Source organism: Mesorhizobium sp. CAU 1732 (genome assembly GCF_039888675.1).
In the GTDB taxonomy this organism is placed as follows: Bacteria; Pseudomonadota; Alphaproteobacteria; order Rhizobiales; family Rhizobiaceae; genus Aerobium.
Genome location: NZ_JBDQQR010000001.1, coordinates 1 through 14,644, shown reverse-complemented (window position 1 = coordinate 14,644; position 14,644 = coordinate 1). Strand labels below are relative to the sequence as shown.

14 protein-coding genes are annotated in these 14,644 nt (G+C 65.0%); 8 read left to right on the top strand and 6 right to left on the bottom strand.

Features of this window, described 5'->3' with window-relative positions; translation table 11 throughout:
• Window positions 1-16 precede the first annotated feature (16 nt).
• From AAFN55_RS00070 to AAFN55_RS00055, 4 genes are read left to right on the top strand one after another with little or no spacing between them, the layout of a single operon-like run.
• Window positions 17-1,045 carry an ABC transporter permease gene (locus AAFN55_RS00070; RefSeq protein ID WP_347796847.1) on the top strand — a complete coding sequence of 343 codons (1,029 nt, stop codon included), beginning with the start codon at window positions 17-19 and terminating at the stop codon, window positions 1,043-1,045.
• Entirely contained in the window at window positions 1,042-1,884 is an 843-nt protein-coding gene (locus tag AAFN55_RS00065) for an ABC transporter permease (protein WP_347796846.1), read from the top strand. The genes AAFN55_RS00070 and AAFN55_RS00065 overlap by 4 nt, the downstream gene beginning before the upstream one ends.
• On the top strand, window positions 1,881-2,900 hold the full coding sequence (locus tag AAFN55_RS00060; protein WP_347796845.1) for an ABC transporter ATP-binding protein: 1,020 nt from the start codon (window positions 1,881-1,883) through the stop codon (window positions 2,898-2,900). Before AAFN55_RS00065 ends, AAFN55_RS00060 begins: the two co-directional genes overlap by 4 nt.
• Window positions 2,887-3,921 carry an ABC transporter ATP-binding protein gene (locus tag AAFN55_RS00055; RefSeq protein ID WP_347796844.1) on the top strand — a complete coding sequence of 345 codons (1,035 nt, stop codon included), beginning with the start codon at window positions 2,887-2,889 and terminating at the stop codon, window positions 3,919-3,921. The genes AAFN55_RS00060 and AAFN55_RS00055 overlap by 14 nt, the downstream gene beginning before the upstream one ends.
• Before the next feature lie 18 nt (window positions 3,922-3,939).
• Here the strand turns inward: AAFN55_RS00055 and AAFN55_RS00050 are convergent, their stop codons facing one another.
• The gene (locus tag AAFN55_RS00050; RefSeq protein WP_347796843.1) at window positions 3,940-4,662 is read right to left on the bottom strand and encodes a TetR/AcrR family transcriptional regulator; all 723 of its coding nucleotides are present in this window, start codon (window positions 4,660-4,662) and stop codon (window positions 3,940-3,942) included.
• Window positions 4,663-4,716: 54 nt separating this feature from the next.
• Window positions 4,717-5,973 (bottom strand): four-carbon acid sugar kinase family protein, encoded by a 1,257-nt coding sequence (locus tag AAFN55_RS00045; protein WP_347796842.1) that lies wholly within the window; start codon window positions 5,971-5,973, stop codon window positions 4,717-4,719.
• A 144-nt stretch (window positions 5,974-6,117) separates the two neighbouring features.
• Between AAFN55_RS00045 and AAFN55_RS00040 the strand changes: the two genes are divergently transcribed.
• Together AAFN55_RS00040 and AAFN55_RS00035 are read left to right on the top strand one after the other, a co-directional pair.
• On the top strand, window positions 6,118-6,765 hold the full coding sequence (locus AAFN55_RS00040; protein ID WP_347796841.1) for a class II aldolase/adducin family protein: 648 nt from the start codon (window positions 6,118-6,120) through the stop codon (window positions 6,763-6,765).
• A gap of 3 nt (window positions 6,766-6,768) precedes the next feature.
• Window positions 6,769-7,581: a shikimate dehydrogenase gene (locus AAFN55_RS00035; RefSeq protein ID WP_347796840.1), complete on the top strand. Its 813-nt coding sequence runs from the start codon at window positions 6,769-6,771 to the stop codon at window positions 7,579-7,581.
• Window positions 7,582-7,651: 70 nt separating this feature from the next.
• Here AAFN55_RS00035 and AAFN55_RS00030 read toward each other — a convergent pair whose 3' ends face one another.
• The 4 genes from AAFN55_RS00030 to AAFN55_RS00015 are packed head-to-tail and all read right to left on the bottom strand — an operon-like array spanning window position 7,652 to window position 11,483.
• Entirely contained in the window at window positions 7,652-8,701 is a 1,050-nt protein-coding gene (locus AAFN55_RS00030; protein WP_347796839.1) for an extracellular solute-binding protein, read from the bottom strand.
• A gap of 36 nt (window positions 8,702-8,737) precedes the next feature.
• Window positions 8,738-9,541, bottom strand: coding sequence for an ABC transporter permease (locus AAFN55_RS00025; protein ID WP_347796838.1), 804 nt, complete (start codon window positions 9,539-9,541; stop codon window positions 8,738-8,740).
• The gene (locus AAFN55_RS00020) at window positions 9,538-10,407 is read right to left on the bottom strand and encodes an ABC transporter permease (protein ID WP_347796837.1); all 870 of its coding nucleotides are present in this window, start codon (window positions 10,405-10,407) and stop codon (window positions 9,538-9,540) included. The genes AAFN55_RS00025 and AAFN55_RS00020 overlap by 4 nt, the downstream gene beginning before the upstream one ends.
• On the bottom strand, window positions 10,404-11,483 hold the full coding sequence (locus AAFN55_RS00015; RefSeq protein ID WP_347796836.1) for an ABC transporter ATP-binding protein: 1,080 nt from the start codon (window positions 11,481-11,483) through the stop codon (window positions 10,404-10,406). The genes AAFN55_RS00020 and AAFN55_RS00015 overlap by 4 nt, the downstream gene beginning before the upstream one ends.
• A 350-nt stretch (window positions 11,484-11,833) precedes the next feature.
• On the opposite strand from AAFN55_RS00015, the gene AAFN55_RS00010 reads away from it, so the two are divergent.
• Both AAFN55_RS00010 and AAFN55_RS00005 read left to right on the top strand, forming a co-directional pair.
• The gene (locus AAFN55_RS00010; protein ID WP_347796835.1) at window positions 11,834-12,574 is read left to right on the top strand and encodes a GntR family transcriptional regulator; all 741 of its coding nucleotides are present in this window, start codon (window positions 11,834-11,836) and stop codon (window positions 12,572-12,574) included.
• 16 nt (window positions 12,575-12,590) lie between these two features.
• Complete coding sequence (locus AAFN55_RS00005) at window positions 12,591-14,255, top strand: N,N-dimethylformamidase beta subunit family domain-containing protein (protein WP_347796834.1); 1,665 nt, start codon at window positions 12,591-12,593, stop codon at window positions 14,253-14,255.
• The last annotated feature ends 389 nt before the right edge of the window (window positions 14,256-14,644 follow it).

Genomic DNA, 14,644 nt, shown 5'->3' with positions numbered 1-14,644 from the left:
AGCAGAAGGCATCGCGATGCTGATCTATATCGCCAGACGATTGATCGCGATGCCGCTGCTGCTTCTGGGCGTCATCACGGTCGCGTTCCTGCTGTCGCATTTCACGTCGGCCGATCCGCTCACCTCGATCATCGGCGAGCGGCAGATGAACAATCCGGCCGTCGTGGAGGCCGCCCGCGCCCGCTGGGGTCTCGACCGCTCGCTGCCCGAGCAATATGTCGTCTATCTCAAGAACCTTTTGACCGGCGATTTCGGCACCTCGTTCCGCACGCGCCAGCCGGTCGCCCAGGACCTTCTCGTGCGGCTTCCCGCGACGCTCGAACTCGTCATCGCGGCGATGATCCTCGGCACCGTGTTCGGTATCGCGCTCGGCGTCGTCGCCGCGCGTTTCCAGAATGGCATTCCGGACAATCTGGCCCGGCTCTTCGCGCTGTTCGGGGCCTCCGTGCCCGTCTTCTGGTCGGGGCTCGTCGTGCTGTTCATCTTCTCGGTCCAGCTCGGCTGGCTGCCGGGACCGGGCCGGATCGGATCGCGGGCGACCGCGCCCGAATTCATCACGGGCTTCTACACGATCGACACGCTCGTGGCGGGCGACTTCACCGGTTTCCGAAGCGTTCTCGCCCATATGATCCTGCCGGCAAGCGTGCTCGGCTGGACCGTCACGGGCATCGTCTCGCGCATGGTGCGTGCCTCGATGCTCGACGTGCTCAACCAGGAATACATCCTCGCCGCGCGTGCCAAGGGGGCGAGCCAGATGCGCATCCTGCTCAACCACGCCCTGCGCAATGCGATGCTGCCGACGCTGACGATCCTCGGCTTTTCCTTCGCCTATCTGATCACCGGCGCGATCCTCACCGAGACGATCTTCTCGTGGCCCGGCATCGGTTCCTACGCCGTTGCCGCCGCGCGTGGCCTCGACCATCCGGCGATCATCGGCGTGACGATCGTCGGCGGCGCGGCCTTCCTCATCACCAACCTCCTGACCGACATCGCCTACGCACTGGTCGATCCGCGCATGAAAATCGGCGCCAAGGCATCGTCATGAGCGATCTGGCCGGCACGCAACGCCATTTTTCGCTGCCGCACTGGGCGACCTTGCCGGTGATCGTCGGCGGCGTCATCGTTCTCGCCTGGATCGTCATCGGCTTCACGGTTCCGCTGTGGGCGCCCTACGATCCGACCATGCTCGCCGGCATGCGCTTCCTGCCGCCCGGCGCGGAGCATTGGCTGGGCACGGATGCGCTCGGCCGCGACGTCTTCACCCGCACACTCTACGGCGTGCGTCATTCGCTCCCCATCGCCGCCTCCGTCATCGCCGCCGCGGTGATCATCGGCTGCACGCTCGGCGCGATAGCGGGCTTCGTGGGCGGGCTCCTCGACGAGGCGATCATGCGTCTCGTCGACGTCACCTTGTCCTTCCCGCCGATCCTGCTTGCGATGGCGGTCACTGCCGCATTGGGCCCCGGTCTCGGCAATGCAGCGATCGCGATGGTCATCGTCTGGTGGCCGATCTATGCGCGGCTGATGCGCGCGCAGGTGCTTGCGGTGCGCGAGCGCGAGCATGTCGAGGCGGCGGTCGCATCGGGTGCGCGGCCGGGGAGGGTGCTTTTCAAGCATATCCTCCCGCTGTGCTGGAGCCCGATCATCGTCAACGCGACGATGGATTTCGGGCAGGTGATCCTGCTCGCCGCGAGCCTGTCGTTCATCGGTCTGGGAGCGGTTCCGCCGACGCCCGAATGGGGCCAGATGATTTCCGACGGCGCGCTGCATTTCTATCGCTGGTGGATCGCGGCCGGTCCCGGCCTCGCGATCCTCTCGATCGTTCTCGGCTTCAACTTCCTCGGAGACGGCCTGCGCGATCTCCTCGATCCGAGGACCAAATGAGCGCGCCGCTTCTTGAGGTCCGCGACCTGGCCGTCACGTTTTCGGCGCGCCATCGCGCCGAGCTTCAGGCTGTTTGCGGCGTCGATCTCGTGGTCGAGGCCGGACAGCTTCACGGCATCGTCGGCGAAAGCGGGTCGGGCAAGAGCGTCACCATGATGGCCGTGATGGGTCTGCTCTCCTCCGGCGCGCGGGTTACCGGTTCGGTGAAACTGCAGGGCGAAGAACTGATCGGCCGCTCGCAGCGCTTCATGCGCCGGGTGCGCGGTGCGCGCATCGGCTACATCTTCCAGGATCCGATGACCGCGCTGAACCCGCTGCTCACCGTCGGCAACCAGATTTCCGAAGCGATCCGCATCCATGACCGCAAGATCACGCGGCGCAGCGCCGATGCGCGCGCGGTCGATCTGCTGCGCCTCGTCTCGATCCCGATCCCCGAGCGCCGCGCCACGCAATATCCGCACGAATTCTCAGGCGGCATGCGTCAGCGCGCGGTGATCGCGATGGCAATGGCCAACGAGCCCGCTCTGCTGATCGCCGACGAACCGACGACGGCCCTCGACGTGACGATCCAGGCGCAGATCATGGACCTGCTCGAACGATTGCGTGCGGAAAAGGGCGTCGGTCTCGTGCTCGTGACGCATGACCTGGGCGTCGTCGCAGGTGCCGCAAGCGCCGTCTCGATCATGTATTCGGGGCGCGTGGTCGAGCGCGGTCATGTCGACGAGGTGTTCGCGTGGCCTCGCCATCCCTATACGCGCGGTCTCCTGGCCAGCCTGCCGCAACTCGAGAGGCGCCTTGCGCGGCTCACCGCAATTCCGGGGTCTCCGCCGCCGATCGGCAATCGGCCCGCAGGTTGCAGCTTTCATCCGCGCTGCACGTTCGCGGTCGACCGCTGCCGGACGGAGATGCCGGCGCTGCGCCGCATCGGGGCCACGGAAGCAGCGTGCCACCGCGCCGAGGAATTCGGCCCGCTCGCCACTGCTCTTCCCAGCGAGGCGCCGCATGCTCAGCCCTGACCGCATCACAGCCACGGACAGTCTTGGCGGAAACGCCGCGCCGCTTCTCTCGGTGCAGGGACTGGTCAAGGAGTTTCCGGTCGGTAACGGTCTCTTCGGCCGCGCTGCGGGCAGCGTCCGGGCGGTGTCCGGCGTCTCGTTCGACGTGGCGCGGGGAGAGACGCTGGGGCTCGTCGGCGAATCCGGCTGCGGAAAATCGACGCTGGCGCGCTGCGTCGCGCGGCTGATGCGGCCGACCGGCGGCCGCGTTCTGTTCGACGGAACCGATCTCGCGACGCTCGACCAGAGCGCGATGCGGCCGGTACGCCGCCGCCTGCAATTCGTCTTCCAAGATCCGCATGCCTCGCTTCACCCGCGCATGACGACGCGGGACATCATCGCCGAGCCGCTGCGGCTCACCGCCATGTCGAAGGCCGAGCGAAACGACCGCGTCGATGAACTTCTGAAGCTGGTCAGCCTCGATCCGCAGCACGCGTCGCGCTATCCGCACGAGTTTTCAGGCGGTCAGCGCCAGCGCATCGGCATTGCGCGCGCTCTTGCGGTCAAGCCCGACCTCATCATCCTCGATGAACCCGTTTCCGCACTCGACGTCTCGATCCAGGCCGGGGTGCTCAATCTCCTCAAGGATTTGCAGGAGATGTTCGGCCTGTCCTACCTGTTCATCGCGCATGACCTGTCGGTGATCCATCATCTGTGCGACCGGGTCGCGGTGATGTATCTCGGCAAGATCGTGGAACTCGCGGATCGTGAACAGCTCTACGCCAATCCGCGCCATCCCTATACCGAGGCGCTTTTGTCGGCCGTGCCGCTGCCCGACCCTGTCAAGGAGCGCCGGCGTCGGCGCATTCTTCTCACCGGAGATGTGCCGAGCCCGGCCAACCCGCCCTCGGGCTGCCGGTTTCGCACGCGCTGCCCGCGTGCGCAGGCCAGATGCGCGGAGGTCGAACCCGTCCTGCGTGACGGGCTGCCGGGGCAGAGCTATGCGTGCCACTTCCCGCTCGGGGCCGATCATATCGCCTGACGCGCACTGACCGGCGGGTCACTCGGTGGCGAAGGGATTGTCGCTCAACTCGTCCAGCGGGATGTAGATCCGGTCGAGCGCCCGTTGCGTGACCTGCTTGCGCGGCAGGAATTCAGGCAGGAAACGGCGCAGATAGTCGATGGCCGAGGCGGTCGCCTCGCGCCTGTATTCGTCGGTGATACGCCCGTGCCGACCGTATGACAGGGCCCAGATGCCATCCATGCTCGCGCCCGCGATTTCCAGCCGTTCGATGAATTCCGGGATATAGGGCATGTGGAAATAGGCGTCGAACAGTCGCTCGCGGCTGCGCGCGATGCGCGTATTTCCAGAGAGATCGGCATTCCTCACGGCAACGCTCACGCCCGCTCCCAGGAACAGGCGCAGCGCGGCCGGCCTGCTGTTCTGGAACGCGGCCGCGCGGGTATGCTTCATGTCCAGCAGCTCCTGCCATGTCTGCGGTACGGGGTCGGTCAGCGGCGTGATCGACAGCCGATAGATTTCCTCGTTGAAGCGCATCGCAAGCGCGACGAAGGCGGCATTCCGATTGGGGAAGAAATGGTAGACGGACGCCAGCGGGACGTCTGCGGCCTCGGCGATCTGCGCCAGGCTGACATCCTCGTTGCTGTTTTCGGACAGGAGCCGTTCGGTCGCATCGAGCAGGAGATTGTGCCGTTCCACGCCGCGCCGCCGCATCGGCCGGCTTGCGGCGATTTCCAGTCTCGATAGCGGGTCTCCCGACATGGCTCACTCCTTGGTCAGGTCGGCAAACTAGGCGATGGACCGTGGCGCTGCAATTCAGCTCCGCATCGCGTCGATCGCGCGCAGCAGGATGTCGTCGGCGCCGAGCTTTCCCGGTTTCAGGTAGAGCGACATGCGGTGCGGAACGTCGGTGACGCAAAAGCCCGTGCCGAGCTCGGATTCGGGAAGCGCGCGCACGCGCTTGATGCCGAGCGTCTCGACGATCGAGCCCGAGGTCTCGCCGCCCGCGACGGCCAGCCTGCGGATGCCGCGATCGACGATCCCCTTGGCGATGCCGGCCAGAATGCGCTCCGCCTTGCGCGCCGCCTGCAACGCACCATGCGCACGCTGGGCGCGTTCGACATCCTCGGCGCTGGCGGCGGTCGTGATGGCGAAGGGCTGGCTGCCGATATGTCCTTCGGCCCAGACCAGCGCCTCCTCGACGATCGCCGCGTCGGTTCGCTGATCGAGAAGGTCGATCGTGCGCACGGGATACGCCTGCCCGAAACTCTCCAGTTGCGCCGTCGCGACGGGGCCGACGCTGCCGACGAGAACCGCAGCCGGCCCGTCGCCATGCACGACCGGTTCACGGCGCTGAGCGCCTTCCCCGCCCGCGCGCACCTTCGCCAGCGCGATGATGTGCGCATCGCTGCCGATCGTTGCTCGGGTCGACGCGGCGAGCGCGGCCCCGGCGTCGGCATCGCCCTCGTCGGAGCAATCCATCATGATATAGCGAGTGCCCGAGGCCACCAGCGTATCGATGGCGGACCGCGAAGCCTCCGCGCCGGCGCGCAACACGGCATGCGGCAGAAGGCCGACGTTCGCCTTCGTCTGCCGGGACAGCGCGCGCACCATGTCGGGATCGGTCATCGGCGTCAGCGGGTCGAAGCGCTTGATCGATTCCGAAACGAGCCTGCCGCGATAGAAGAGGTAGCCCTGATGCATGGTCGTGCCGAAGCGCGGAAAGCCTGCGCTCAGCAAGAGCGGCGTCTGGCCATAGCGCTCCGCGAGCAGGTCGGCGACAGGTCCGATATTGCCCTCGTCGGTGGAATCGAAGCTCGCGCAGACCTTGTAGGCGAGCTGTTCGAAGCCGGCCGCATCGAAGCGATCTGCGAGCTCCGAGACATGCCGTGTCGCCTCGTCGGCGGGAATCAGCCGGGTTCGCGTGGCGACGACGACCACGGGTGCTTTCTCGGCCGTGTCCAGCTCGGCCCCGTCGAACAGGACAGGGCAGGCGATGCCGGCACCCTCGATGTAGCCGGCGATCATCAGCCCGCCGGTGAAATCGTCCGCAACGATACCAAGCTTGGTCACAGCATCTCCGCAATAACGATAAACCACTCGATTATTTAAGGACTATAATCAGCGCATCAGGGCCAGATCCAGCCCTTTATGGCGTTGTGGGTGATGAAAATTTCGAATATCTTTGGCCTCGATAGCCGAAAAGGGAGAGGCAAAGTGGACGAAACAGCCGCGCGCCAGTCGATCGTGAATGCCGTCGGATTCCTAGAGGAAAAAGGGCTCAACCACGGATCGTCCGGCAATGTCAGCGTCCGCCATGGCGACGGGCTTCTGATCACGCCGACAGGCGGACGTTCGAGCTGGCTGACGCCGGAGACGATCGTCGATCTCTCGCTTGATGGGAAGGTGCGCGGAGCCGGAACGCCGTCCAGCGAATGGCGCTTTCACACCGACATTCTGCGGAGCCGCCCGGAGGCCAATGCGGTCGTCCATACGCATGCGGACGCCTGTGTGGCGCTGAGCTGCCTTCGCAAGCCCATTCCCGCTTTCCACTATATGATCGCAAGTTTCGGCGGCAACGAAATCCCCTGTTCGCGCTATGAGCCGTTCGGATCGAACGCGCTTGCAGAGGCTGCGCTGGACGCGATCGAGGGCCATTTCGCCTGCCTGCTCGCCAATCACGGCATGATCGTCATGGGCCGCGATCTGCGTCATGCGCTCGACCTTGCGTTCAAGCTCGAAACGCTCGCCCGGCAGTACATCCTTGCGTGTCAGGCCGGGACGCCCGTCCTGCTCGACGGGGCGGAAATGACGGTGGTTCATGGGCGCTACAAAACCTATGGAACCGCGGCGTTGCCGGGCTGAGGTATGGCGATGCGCATCACCGGCAAGACCCGGATCATGTTCATCCTGGCCGATTCGGTCGACCACATCGTGGGATCGGACGTGCTCAACCAGACATTCGAACGCATGGGGCTCGATGTCGCCGTCTCGCCGCTGTCGATTGCGCCCGACGATCTCGAAACCGCGCTCGCCACGATCCGGCGGCTCCAGAATGTCGTCGGGTTCGGCGTCACGATCCCGCACAAGATCGCCGCACTGTCTCTGATGGACGATGTGACCGATGCGGCCGGACGTGTCGGCGCCGTGAACTTCGTCAAGCGCGAAGCCGATGGCCGGCTGGTCGGTCACAACATCGACGGGGAAGGGTTCCTGCAGGGCCTCGTGCAGAACGGCGTCGACGTGACGGGCGCGCGTGTTCTGCAGATCGGAGCCGGCGGCGTGGGCAAGGCGATCGCCTTCGCGCTGGCGCAATCCGGCGTCCGGTCCATCGATCTCGTCAACCGTGATGCGGCGCGCGCAACGGCGCTTTGCGATGCGATCAGCCGGGCCGCGCCGGACGTGACGGTTCGGGTGAGGAGCAACGCGGAGGATGTCGATGGCGGCGCGTTCGACATCGTGGTCAACGCGACCTCGCTCGGAATGCACGGCACAGACCCTTTGCCGGTGCCGCTTCGTTTCCTGGTCCCGTCCGCGACGGTCGCCGAAGTGATCATGAGCCCGGCGGTCACGCCTTTGCTGCGCGAGGCGGAAGATCGCGGTTGCCGCGTGGTTGCGGGCGCGGCCATGATGCGGCCCCAGCCGCTTCTCGTCGCCCAGTTCCTCGGTCTCTCCGGCTGAACGGAGCCTCGATTACGCGCAAAAGAAAGGCCGGACCCGAAGGTCCGGCCGATCGATGTGGCGGGGTGGTTTACTGGGCGAGCCAGCTCGTCCAGCGTTCACGCAGCATGTCGCGATTGGCGCCGATCCACTCGAAATCCGGATCGACCAGGCCTGCGTAGTTTTCCGGGTAGGTCGCGAACAGGCGCTGTTCTTCCTCGGGAAGCTGGGCGAGGCCCGCTTTCGACGACGTCGCATAGCCGACGGCGCGCATGAAGGCCGGGTGGCCCTCGGCATTGCCGTAGAAGTAGTCGATGAACGACAGCGCGCCCTCGGGGTTCGGCGAGTCCTTCAGGATGGCGAAATAGCCGGTGTCGCGCAGCGCCCCGTCCCATGCCATCGCATAGGGCGAGCCGTCATTGATCACCGCAAGCGAGCGTCCCGAATAGGACATCGTCATGACGACTTCATTGTCGCGCATGATCTGCTGCACCTGGTTGCCGGTCTTCCACCACACCGCGACATGCGGGCGGATCTCGTCGAGCTTCGCATAGGCGCGGTCGAGATCCAGCGGGAAGAGGTCTTCCTTGGCGACGCCATCCGCCAGAAGGGCGACGGCCGGCAGCCACCAGTCGCGGTCTCCGGTGTCGGGAAGGCCGCGTGGTCCGGGGAAGCGCTCGAGATCCCAGAAGTCGGCCCAGTTCTGCGGCGCCGCGTCGGCGAAGACCTCGCTGTTGTAGGTGAGGATCATGCCGCCGGTGGTGCGTGCCACGCCCTTTGTCGTGCATGCGCCGTCGAGGCCCTGCTCGGTGATATTCGCCAGATCGGCGCAGGGAATGTCGAGCAGCATGTCCGCCTTGTCGACGAGGTCCGGCCCGGTCGCCGTCACGATGTCGAATTCGACATTGCCGCTGCGGACCATGCCTTCGGCGCGCGCCCACTGGTCCGGCACTTCGATGTCGAAGGGAATGATCTCCGTTCCGGTCGCTTCCTGGAACGGCAGGTACATATGTTCTTCAAGCGTGTTGCGCATCAGGCCGCCGGTCGTCGCGATCACGACTTCGTCGGCCATCGCCGGCAGGCAGGAGCCGAGCACGAGCGTGGCGCCTATCAAAGCCGGAATATGCTGTCGTCTCTTCATATCAGCCTCCTTTTTGCTGAGTTCCCCTGTTTCTTGTCAGGTTTCCTTGGGTGCGGCGGCGTTTCTCTCCGACATGCGCCTGAGAAGTGCTGCACCGATAAGCACCGCGATCGACAGAACCGTGAGAAGCACCGCAATCGCCGGAATGATGGGCGTGAGGTTCTGCTCGATGTCGTCGAACATCATGCGCGGCAGGGTCTTGTCGCGAATGCCGGCGAGGAAGAACGCCACGACGGGTTCGTCGAACGAGATGATGAACGCGAACAGCGCACCCGCGATCACGTTCGGCAGGATGATGGGCAGCGTGATCAGGCGGAAGGCGGTGAAGCGCGACGCACCGCAACTCATCGCCGCGTCCTCGAGCGCCGGGTCGACGCTGGAGAGGGCGGCGGCGACTGTGAACACCGTGAACGGCATCGCGATCACGCAATGGGCGAGCACGTAGCCCGTGACCGTGCCGGACAGGCCGGTCGTCTGGAAGAACAGGTAGAGCGCGACCGCCAGCGCGATGTGCGGCACCACGATCGGTCCGATCAGCAGTGCCTGGAACACCGTTCCGAGCGAACCCGCGCCGCGCACCAGCGCATAGGTTGCCATGGTGCCGATGATTGCGGTGGTGATGGCGGTCAGCGTCGCGATCTTCACACTGAACCACATGGCATCCATCCAGCGCCGGTCGGCGAAGAAGTCCGCGAACCAGCGCAGCGTGAAACCCTGTGGCGGAAAGGCTAGATATTGCGTCTCGCTGAACGCCATCGGCAGGATGATCAGGATCGGCACCAGGATGAAGGCGAGAACGGCATAGACGTAGGCGTTCAGCAGGAGCGTGCGCGGGTTCATGTGCGGCCTCCCATCATCCGGTCGAACCGGAACACTTTCGAGAAGGCGATCGTAATGATGGTGACGAAGAGCGTGAGCACCCCGACGAGCGCGGCGGCGAAGGGCCAGTCCAGATTCTCGCGCATCTGCTGCGAAATCAGCGTGGCGATCATCATCTCCTGCGGCGAGCCCAGAAGGGCCGGCGTGATGAAGTAGCCGAGCGCGCTCAGGAAGACGAGGATGACGCCACCGATCACGCCCGGCATGGCGAGCGGCAGCGTGACTTCCCAGAAGGTGCGCACGGGGCCGGCACCGGAGATGGCCGCGGCGCGCGCATAGTCGGACGGAATGTTGCGCAAGGCGCCATAGATCGGCAGGACCATGAAGGGCATCAGGACATGGGTCATCGCGACCACGACCGCCCCTTGCGTGTAGAGCAGCGTCACGGGTTCGCTGGTGAGGCCCACGGCCTGCAGCGTCTGGTTGACGAGGCCGTTGCGCTGGAGAAGCACGGCCCACGCGGCCGTCCGCACCAGCACCGACGACCAGAAGGGCAGGAGCACGCACGCGGTCAGGAACACCGCCTTCGGTCCCGTCGAATTGGCCATCAGAAGAGCGACCGGAAACGACAGCAGAAGGGACAGGAGGCTGACCAGCAGCGCGATCCGCAACGTCCTGAACAGGACGCGCGCATAGACGGGATTGTCGAAGACCCGCTCGTAATTGGCCAGCGTCGGCGCAGGCTCGAGAACCGAAATCGAGAGCAGGTTCACCAGCGGATAGAGGAACGCGAAGGCGATGAGCACGAAGAACGGCGCCATCAGCAGCACGATGCCCGCGCGCGAAAGCTGCCGCCCATCCGCCTCGAAGAAGCCGGACAGCGTCATGCCGCGGCACCGGGATAGATCAGCATCGCCTCGGGCGGGCAATGCAGGCCGATCATGTCGCCCGCGTTCACGGGCGCATGGGTGGCGCTGGGAACCCGGATGCGGATTTCCGTGCCGTCCGTCATATGGGCGATGACCAGCGTGCCCGCGCCGGCATAGACCACGTCGCGCACCTTTGCGGGCCAGCTTCCGGGTTCGCCGGCCGGGCCGAATGTCAGCCGTTCAGGCCGCATTCCCAAAACGGCATTGCCGGGTGCTATCGCCTCGACCAGCGCCGTCGCCGGCGGGACGACTTCGCTTCCGTCGGGCAGCCGGCCGCGCGACCCGTCCCATGCGATCGGGAGCATGTTCATCTCGCCGATGAAGCTCGCGGCGAACTGGTTCGACGGCCGCTCGTAGAGTTCGCGGGCAGGCGAAACCTGTTGCAGGCGCCCCGATTCCAGGATCGCGATGCGATCGGCCATGGTCAGGGCCTCGCTCTGGTCGTGCGTCACGAAGACGACCGTCAGACCGAGCTCGGAATGCAGCCGCTTGATCTCAAGCTGCATTTCCTCGCGCAGATTCTTGTCCAGCGCCGAAAGCGGCTCGTCCATCAGCAGCACGCGGGGCCGGTAGACGATGGCGCGTGCCAGTGCCACGCGCTGCTGCTGCCCGCCCGACAGTTGCTTGGGCATGCGCGCGCCGTAACCGCCGAGCCTGACCGTTTCGAGCGCGGCCTCGGCCTGCTTGCGGCGCTCGGCCTTCGCGATTCCGCGCATCTTCAGCGGAAAGGCGACGTTGTCGATGACGCTCAAATGCGGAAAGAGCGTGTAGTGCTGGAAGACCATGCCGATGTTGCGCTTGTGCGGCGGCAGCCGCGTGCAGTCCTCGCCGCCGATGTGGATGGTGCCGGAAGACGGGCGCTCGAAGCCGGCCAGGCTCATGAGAACGGTGGATTTGCCCGATCCGCTCGGGCCGAGCAGCGCGATGAATTCGCCTGCCTCGATCGTCAGGGACACGTCGTCAACGGCGCGCACATTGCCGAATTGCTTCTCGAGCGCGCGTATCTCGATCGAGGCGCCCCTGGATTCAGGCATTGCCGCATCCGCCATTCGCATACTCCGTGCAATCGTCATCGCGCGACGCTACACGATATATCAGAAAGCTCAAGTAATTTGACTAATCGGATTGGCGCTGGGTATTTTCCGGCCGATATGCCGTGGCATCCTGTTTCGACGATCGACCGAAGTCACCCATGCGATCCCCGCCAATGCCCGAGATTCATCGCTGTGGCGCGACCCTTCCGTTTTTCTGCGGAGAATTAGTTGATCGAATTTCGTATCATTAATTTTCACCGCAAGTGCTTGACAGGCTCCTGCGCATGACCTCCTGATATAACAGCTTGATGCCATCGGTCGGGATTTCGCCGACAGGTTGCATACCCTCGATGCGCCGCATCCGGCGCAGCACGCAACTGGAGGATTTGTGGATCGTGCTCGCTGATTCCGTTTACGGCCGGCTGAGACTGTCCATGATGAGGGCCGAACTCGTGCCGCATCAGCGCCTCAAGGTGCGCGACCTCGCCAAGCAGATGGGAACGTCGGAGACGCCTGTTCGCGAAGCGCTGCTGCAGCTCGCGCGCGAAGGCGCGGTCGAGGTCCGGCCGCGATTCTTCATTCGCGTCCCGCGCCTGACGCTGGCGGACTACAAGGACATTCGCGATATTCGCCTCGAGCTCGAACCCATGGCGGCCGAACGCGCCATGTCCCGCTTGGCGCCGGCCGATATCGAGCGGCTCCACGCCGTTCATCTGCGATTGATCGACGCCGAGCGCCGCCGCGACTGGCGAACCGCGCTGGAGGCGAACCGGGACTTTCATTTCGGCATGTTCGACCGCGCCGGCATGCCGGCTCTGGTGCATGTGCTGGAAGGGCTATGGACGCGCGTCGGGCCCATGCTCTCGCAACTCTATCCGGCGGCGCCACCCACCTACGGCGATGGTCACCAGCACCTCGCGATTCTCGATGCGCTGCGGCGCCGCGATCCCTACGGGCTGCGCATGGCCATCCGCCTCGACCTGATCGAGGGCGGTCGCGGCCTGTTGCGCCGTATCGCGGAACAGGAAGCGCAAGACGCCACCGACGCCTTGAGCGCCCCGATGTCCCACGGCGCTCTTTCCATCAACTAGGAGCCACGAGAAAACAATGGCGAACGATCCCTTCCGCTTCCCCGAAACAGGTCCGCACGCCGTCAAGCCGTGGGCGGTGCGCAAGGGATATGCCGACGAACATTTCCTCTCGGACTACCGGTTCCAGTTTCCGCGCGAGGACAGGGAACTCGCGGAGGTGTTCGTCTACACCGATCGCATGTCCTACGATCCGGGCGAGACGGTCGAATTCCACGGATCCACGACCGCCGACGAATGGTCGATCCAGATTTACCGCGACGGCCATCGCCCCGTCATGGTGCACGAGACCTTCGGGCTTCCCGGCAGTTTCACCAGGACATCCGAGACGGCCTACAGCGACGGCTGCGATTGGCCTGTCCTGCATCGCTGGGACATTCCGAAGGATATGCGCTCAGGCTTCTACCGGGTCGTATCGACCTGCCAGCGCAAGGATGGCGAGCGGTTCGTCCAGCATCATTTCGTCGTGGTGCGGCCGACGGCCGAAACCCGGCAGGGGCGCATCCTCTTCATGCTCGCGACGGGAACCTGGACGGCTTACAACGACTGGGGCGGGGCCAACCATTATTTCGGAACCTGGGGCCCCAACAAGAATGAGGGCTCGCCGATCCTCAGCCTGAAGCGTCCATGGACGCGCGGCATGATCTGGTTGCCGAAGGGTGCCGCGCGCATCACCGTCGCGCCGTTGCCGGACATGAACGACGCGCCGCGCTTCCCGTCGAAGGAGTGGGGATATTCGGGCGGCTGGGGCCAGTATTATGCCGCGGCCGGCTGGGCGCAGTTCGATCGGCATTTCGCGGTCTGGGCCGAGCGCGAGGGCTATGCGATCGACATCATCACGCAGACCGATCTGCATCTGCGCCCCGAAATCCTGGACGACTACTCCTGTCTCGTCACGGTCGGACATGACGAATACTGGTCGTGGGAGATGCGCAAGAGCGTCGAAGCCTTTGTCGAGCGCGGCGGCGGATTCTCGCGTTTCGGCGGCAACTTCCTCTGGCAGATCCGGCTCGAGGACGAGGGGCGCCAGCAGCATTGCTGGAAGTTCAAGGCTCCGACGATGGACCCGGTTCGAGACGACCCGGACAAGCGCCATCTGTTGACCGCATCGTGGGAAAGCGCCGGCGTGAACTGGCCGGGCGCATCGACCGTGGGCGTCAATGGCTGCCACGGCATGTATGCGAGCTGGGGCGGCTTCGCCCCGCGCGGCTCGCGCGGGTTCACGGTCTACCGTCCCGAACACTGGGCCTTCGAGGGGACCGACCTGCGCTACGCGGATGTCTTCGGCGCCGAGGCCGGGATTTTCGGCTACGAGGTCGACGGCCTCGACTACACCTTCAATCAGGGACTGCCCTACCCGGTCGAGGCATCCGGCGTGCCGGACACCATCGACATCTTGGCGATGAGCCCCGCCGTGCTGTTCGAATACGAACATGAGGGGGAGGGCGTACGCTACTATGTCCGCGACGGCGATCTCAACGGCCTGGCGGAACTCGCGCCCGAAGAAACACCCGTCGCACGGCGCAAGTTCCAGTATGGGTCGGGCATGGTCGTGGGCATGAAGCGCGGAAAGGGCGAGGTCCTGACGGCAGGTTCGTGCGAGTGGATCATGGGGCTGACGCGCAGTGACCCGTTCACCGAACAGATCACGCGCAACGCGCTCGACCGCTTCACCCGCGCCTGAGCGGTCTCTCCATGCGAAGATGATTCGCAGGCCGGCCCCGCCCCCGGGGTCGGCGCAGGCCGCGGTTCCATGCCCATTATATCTGCCGCCTGCAGCGATGGCCGGTTGTGCACGGTGTTCAAGGCGGGCCAACTGACGATCTGTGCCCCGGAACGCACCGCATCCGGCCTCCTTCTTATAGAGAGGGGGCGATCAGGCCTTCCCCGGGCCGTAATCCACACGCGGAACGCTACCTGACGTATGGTCGTCATGAAGATATGCGTTTCAGTTCAAAAATCGTCATAGTTGTTGTTGACAGGTTGTGATGTTGGGGCCTATATACGCCTCAACAACGAGGGCGGTGCGCCGCTGGCGGGCAGAGAGTTTGTCTCTGCGAAAGCCTACCTCGG

Excerpts from the sequence above, each read along its gene's own strand:
- AAFN55_RS00005 (WP_347796834.1), top strand. The coding sequence starts at position 12,591 with ATGGCGAACGATCCCTTCCGCTTCCCCGAAACAGGTCCGCACGCCGTC.
- AAFN55_RS00065 (WP_347796846.1), top strand. The coding sequence starts at position 1,042 with ATGAGCGATCTGGCCGGCACGCAACGCCATTTTTCGCTGCCGCACTGG.
- AAFN55_RS00030 (WP_347796839.1), bottom strand. The coding sequence starts at position 8,701 with ATGAAGAGACGACAGCATATTCCGGCTTTGATAGGCGCCACGCTCGTG.
- AAFN55_RS00070 (WP_347796847.1), top strand. The coding sequence starts at position 17 with ATGCTGATCTATATCGCCAGACGATTGATCGCGATGCCGCTGCTGCTT.
- AAFN55_RS00050 (WP_347796843.1), bottom strand. The coding sequence starts at position 4,662 with ATGTCGGGAGACCCGCTATCGAGACTGGAAATCGCCGCAAGCCGGCCG.
- AAFN55_RS00055 (WP_347796844.1), top strand. The coding sequence starts at position 2,887 with ATGCTCAGCCCTGACCGCATCACAGCCACGGACAGTCTTGGCGGAAAC.
- AAFN55_RS00025 (WP_347796838.1), bottom strand. The coding sequence starts at position 9,541 with ATGAACCCGCGCACGCTCCTGCTGAACGCCTACGTCTATGCCGTTCTC.
- AAFN55_RS00015 (WP_347796836.1), bottom strand. The coding sequence starts at position 11,483 with ATGCCTGAATCCAGGGGCGCCTCGATCGAGATACGCGCGCTCGAGAAG.
- AAFN55_RS00035 (WP_347796840.1), top strand. The coding sequence starts at position 6,769 with ATGGCGATGCGCATCACCGGCAAGACCCGGATCATGTTCATCCTGGCC.
- AAFN55_RS00010 (WP_347796835.1), top strand. The coding sequence starts at position 11,834 with ATGCGCCGCATCCGGCGCAGCACGCAACTGGAGGATTTGTGGATCGTG.
- AAFN55_RS00060 (WP_347796845.1), top strand. The coding sequence starts at position 1,881 with ATGAGCGCGCCGCTTCTTGAGGTCCGCGACCTGGCCGTCACGTTTTCG.
- AAFN55_RS00020 (WP_347796837.1), bottom strand. The coding sequence starts at position 10,407 with ATGACGCTGTCCGGCTTCTTCGAGGCGGATGGGCGGCAGCTTTCGCGC.